2 protein-coding genes are annotated in these 1,531 nt (G+C 74.4%); both read right to left on the minus strand.

Going from position 1 to position 1,531, the window contains the following annotated elements:
- Window positions 1-22: 22 nt before the first annotated feature.
- Window positions 23-619 (minus strand): DUF5998 family protein, encoded by a 597-nt coding sequence (locus GRC12_RS44355; protein WP_208786082.1) that lies wholly within the window; start codon window positions 617-619, stop codon window positions 23-25.
- 43 nt (window positions 620-662) lie between these two features.
- Window positions 663-1,531, minus strand: an 869-nt coding sequence (locus tag GRC12_RS44360; protein WP_208786081.1) for an acetate--CoA ligase family protein, incomplete at its 5' end; no start/stop codon positions are given.

The following is a 1,531-nucleotide window of genomic DNA, read 5'->3' on the forward strand; positions in this document are numbered from 1 at the left end:
GTCCCAGGGGGCGTGGACCATCTCAGCGGGTGGTGTCCGCGGTCGCCTCGGACAGCGACTGCGCGAAGGCGAGGGCCTGGCGCACGGTCTCCGGGCCGTCCCCGGCCTCGCTGACCCGCAGGCTGAGGTCGTCGGCGGTGGAGTTGCCGGTGTAGCCGTGGTCGGCCTCGCAGTTGGGGTCCCCACAGGCGGCGGGCTCGAGGTCGATGCGGGAGACGGCGCCCCAGCCGATGGTCAGCACGACCTCGCGGGGCAGGGTGCCCGGCGCGTACTGCTCGGGGTTGGCGACCACCCGGCTGACCACGACCGACGAGATCCGGCCGAGCTTCACCGACTCCGTGGACGTCGTGGCGTACGGCGTCGGGGAGGTGCTGTCGGCGGCCTGCTCGTCGGTGTGGCTGACGATGAAGCGGTTGCCGGTGAGGACGAGCACGGTCACGTGCCGCCGCACCTCGTTCTGGTCGAACGTCGTCTCCTGGTGGACCAGGTACGACCGGATGGGCTCGCCGCCCACGGCGGCCTCCACCGCCTCGGCCACGAGGGCCGGGTAGTAGCCGCTGCGCTCGATCGCCGCACGCAGCCCCTGGGTCGTCGTACTGGTCTTGGCCATGGCGTCCATCCTACGGGGGCGCACTGACTGCGAGGCACCGCTCAGGGGTGGTTCAGTACACCGGAAGCGTGCGCGGGCCGAGGTCGTCGCGGGCGGGCGGGGGCGCGAGGCGCACCGAGGCGCCGAGAACGCTCAGGCCACGCGGGGCGACGACGACCGGCTCCAGGGTGATCGCGACGACCTCGGGGTGGTCGTCGACGAGCCGGGACACGCGCAGCAGCAGTTCCTCCAGTGCAGGCGTGTCGACGGGGGTCGAGCCGCGCCAGCCGAACAGGAGCGGGGCCGTCCGGATCGACCGGATCAGGGAGGTCGCGTCGCGGTCGGTGACCGGGACCAGCCGGTGCGCCATGTCGTCGAGCAGCTGGGAGGCCGCCCCGGCCAGCCCGAAGGACAGCACGGCGCCGGCTGCCGGGTCGATGACGGCCCGTACGACCGTGTCGACGCCCCGGGGCGCCATCGACTGCACGACCGGCCGCAGCTCCTCCGGCTTGCCGAACAGGCCGGTCAACTCGGCGTACGCCCGGCGCAGTTGCTCCTCGTCCGCGAGGTCCAGCCGGACGCCGCCCAGGTCGGCGCGGTGGCGCAGGTGGGGGGCGGTGGCCTTCAGGGCGACGGGGTAGCCGAGTTCGCCTGCGGCCCGGACGGCGTCGTCCGGGGTGAACGCGGGGGTCGCCCGGCGGACGGCGATTCCGTAGCGCCCGAGCAGCTCGCAGGTCTCCTCGGTGCCCAGGGTGAGGCCCTGCCCGCGCGCGAGCATGCCGTCGATGAGGCGGGCGGCGCCCTTCTCGTCGATGTCGTCGTACTCGGGCACCCTGCCGGGCTCGGCGGCCTCGCGCCGCCACTGCGCGTACTTCACGGCCTCGGCGAGGGCCCGCACCGCGCGTTCGGCGGCGGGGTAGGCCGGGATGAGCTGGGGGGCGG

It is taken from the genome of Streptomyces griseorubiginosus (assembly GCF_017614965.1).
GTDB classification, from domain to species: domain Bacteria; phylum Actinomycetota; class Actinomycetes; order Streptomycetales; family Streptomycetaceae; genus Streptomyces; species Streptomyces griseorubiginosus_B.